Annotated in this window: 4 protein-coding genes; 2 read left to right on the forward strand and 2 right to left on the reverse strand. The window is 61.2% G+C overall.

All coding sequences use genetic code 11. The annotated features are described in order from the left end of the window. The coding region (locus tag HKL97_RS06895; protein ID WP_291423756.1) for an AraC family ligand binding domain-containing protein at window positions 1-280 on the forward strand (280 nt) is incomplete at its 5' end. 56 nt (window positions 281-336) lie between these two features. On the opposite strand, the gene HKL97_RS06900 is transcribed toward HKL97_RS06895, so the two are convergent. After that, entirely contained in the window at window positions 337-993 is a 657-nt protein-coding gene (locus HKL97_RS06900; RefSeq protein WP_291423758.1) for a glutathione S-transferase family protein, read from the reverse strand. Window positions 994-1,114: 121 nt separating this feature from the next. Here HKL97_RS06900 and HKL97_RS06905 point away from each other — a divergent pair, with 121 nt between their 5' ends. Then, window positions 1,115-2,332 carry a polyhydroxyalkanoate depolymerase gene (locus HKL97_RS06905; RefSeq protein ID WP_291423760.1) on the forward strand — a complete coding sequence of 406 codons (1,218 nt, stop codon included), beginning with the start codon at window positions 1,115-1,117 and terminating at the stop codon, window positions 2,330-2,332. 70 nt (window positions 2,333-2,402) lie between these two features. On the opposite strand, the gene chrA is transcribed toward HKL97_RS06905, so the two are convergent. Then, window positions 2,403-3,341, reverse strand: a 939-nt coding sequence (chrA, locus tag HKL97_RS06910; protein ID WP_291423762.1) for a chromate efflux transporter, incomplete at its 5' end; no start/stop codon positions are given.

Consider the following 3,341-nt stretch of genomic DNA (forward strand, 5'->3'; position numbering starts at 1 on the left):
CGCCCGCCCGCCCGAGCATGGCACCGGCTGGCACCGGCATACCGCGGATTTCCATATCGTCATCATGACCAAGGGCTGGGCCCGCTTCATGTACGGCGCGCAGGAGCACCTCGTCCAGGCTGGAGATTGTGTGCACCAGCAGCCTGGCATCACGCATTATTTATTCGATTACGCGCCCGACATGGAATACCTGGAAATCACCTCTCCTGCAGATTTCGGTACGGTTGAGGTGGCAGGCCCATGCCCGGTTCCGCCTCCCACACCCTGGCCCGCCGGGTGACAATGAAAAAAGGGCCGGATTGCGCCGGCCCTTCGCGGGGATGCCGAATGAGCTGTTCAGAAATCCAGATCCAGTTCAATGATTTCCTGTGGCTCCTCGCGCGAGTCCGCGACCCACTCCTTCATCGGCCCCCATTTCATGATCGTATCGCAGTAATCCTGGCAGACCGGGCCAACCGTCACGTCATAGCTCAAAAACCGCGTCACCACCGGCGCATACATCGCATCCGCGATGGTTGGGCGGCGGCCGAACAGGAACGGACCTTTCCAGGCCGTCAGGCAATCGGTCCAAACGGTGGTCACCCGGTCTATATCGGCCTGCGCCGAGGACCAGACGGTAAAGCCTGGCTTGCGGAAGCGCAGATTCATCGGCAGCGAGGAGCGCAGCGCCGCGAAGCCGGAATGCATCTCCCCCGAGATGGAGCGGCAGCGTGCCCGCGCGATTTTCTCCGCGGGCAGCATCTGCGCCTCGGGGAACAACTCGTTCAGATATTCGGCGATGGCCAGCGTATCCCACACCGTCACCTCGCCATGAATCAGGCAGGGCACCAAAATCGAGGATGTGCGCATCAGCAGTTCTTCCTTGGCGCGCGGGTCATCGGGCGAGACTCGCTCCTCCGCGAAGTCAATTCCGGAGAGTTTCGCGAGGAGGTAACCCCGCAGCGACCAGGAGGAATAATTTTTGCTACTGATCAGCAGGGTGGCCTCGGTCATATTTACCCTTGTCCTTTTTGTAAAAATAGACACATTATTATCAAACGCGAGTCAACCGTACAATGCCGTACTAGAAGTATTCAGTAACATGCCGGTAATTTATTCTGTCTAGGATTAAACTATGATCTACCAGATGTATCAGGCGCAAGCCGATATCATGGACCCGTTCCGCAGGTTCGCGCGTAATAGCAGTGCGTTGCTTCGCAGTGTCACCCCCGGTCAGCCTTATGGTATTGCCTTGCGGCACGTCACCGCCGCTCTTGATGTTTTCGGCCATTCCGGAACCACGCATAAACGGCCTGATTACGCGATTGACGATGTGCAAATAGGAAACAGTATCGTTAAAGTTGAAGACGAGGTGGTTTACGCCACGCCGTTTGCCAGTCTGGTGCATTTTAAAAAGGATACCGGCCGCAAACAGCCGAAAGTCCTGCTGGTCGCCCCGCTGTCCGGGCATTTTGCCACGCTGCTGCGCAACACGGCCGAAGTCCTGCTCCAGGACCATGACGTGTATATCACCGATTGGCATAACGCGCGGGACATCCCGGTCGATGCCGGGCGCTTCGGCTTTGACGAATACGTCGAGCATGTCATCAAATTCCTGGAATATCTCGGCCCGCGCTGCCATGTGGTCGGCGTCTGCCAGCCCACGGTGGCGGTGCTCACCGCGGTCTCCGTCATGGCGGAAGACTCCAACCCCGCGACTCCGCGCAGCATGACCCTCATGGCCGGACCGATCGACACGCGCCGCAACCCGACCAAGGTGAACATTCTCGCCAAGACCAAGCCGATCTCATGGTTCGAGCAGGAGATGACGGATGTCGTCCCGTGGCGTTACCGCGGCGCGGGCCGGCGGGTTTATCCTGGCTTCATGCAGCTCACCGCCTTTGTCTCCATGAACCTGGACAAGCATATCGGCGCGCAGATCCGCCAGTTCCGCTCCCTGGCCGCCGAGGACAAGGAGGCCGCCGCCAGCCACCGCGAATTCTATGATGAATACCTCGCCGTCATGGATCTGCCGGCCGAGTTCTACCTTGAAACCGTGCAACGTATTTTCATGGATCATGACCTGCCCAAGGGCGAGCTGCGCTACAAGGGCCGGCTGGTTGATCCCGGCGCGATCAAAAAGACCTTCGTGTTCACCGTGGAAGGTGAACGCGATGATATCTGCGGCCTTGGCCAGACCTCGGCGGCGCTGGATCTTTGTACAAATCTGCGCCCGCTGCTCAAGCGCCATCATATGCAGACCGGCGTCGGTCATTATGGCGTTTTCTCGGGCAAGCGCTGGCAGAACGAGATCTACCCCTTGGTCCGCGAAGTCATCGAGTTCAGTGTCTAGTTGTTTGGTCCCTGAAGTCTGCGGCATCTCGCAGCGGACTTTAGGGGTAGGCCACTGAAAACAAAACGATCTAAATTGCGGCCCCGGCGGCGGCGCAGAAAATGACCACCAGCAGCGGCCTTGCGCGCCCAACCACCAGCAACAGCAGAGCCGCACCGGCAATCGGCAAATCCCAGGGGCTATGTACCGTGCTCAGGGTCAGCAGGTTGATGAACGCCGCCCCCAGCAGCCCGACCACGGCGGCATTCACCCCCATCATCGCCGTAGCCAGCCCCCGGCGGTGGCGTAAAACCTCCCAATAGGGCAGGGTGGCCGCCACAATCAGCAGGCCCGGCAGAAAAATCGCCAGGGTGGCAATCGCCGCCCCCCATATGCCGCCGGGGCCGCCGCTGGCCAGCGCGCCCAAAAACGCCGCCACGGTGAACAATGGCCCCGGCACGGCTTGCGCCGCGCCATAGCCGGCGAGGAACCATTGCGGCGAAATCCACCCCGGCATCACCACTGAGTCGCGCAATAGCGGCAGCACCACATGCCCACCACCGAACACCAGCGCCCCGGTCTGGTAAAACGCACCGAACAGCGCCAGCGCGCCGTGTTGGGGCACCAGAAACGCCAGCAGCAGGAGCAGCAGAAACACCAGCATGCACGCAACCGCGGCGCGATGCGCCCGCATGGACAGGCCCGCACCCCGCGTGGCGGCGCCCACGGTCCCTTCCTGCTCCAAGGCCAGGCCGCCGATCACCGCGCCGATCACCAGGACCAGAATCTGCCCGGACGTACCTGGTTGCAGCCCCAAAATCGCCGCTGCCAGCAGCGCGAGCGCCCGGCGCGGCGTATCCGGGCACAAGCTGCGCGCCATCACATACAAAGCCTGCGCCACCACCGCGACGGCCGCCAGCTGCAACCCATGCAGCGCGCCGCGCGCCATGGGCATGCTCTGAAACATGTTCATCCAATAGGCTAGAGCCAGCATCAACGCGGCCGATGGCAGGGTGAAGCCCACCCAGGC

Origin of the sequence: Acidocella sp., from assembly GCF_013044125.1 — a bacterium.
Lineage (GTDB): Bacteria > Pseudomonadota > Alphaproteobacteria > Acetobacterales > Acetobacteraceae > Acidocella.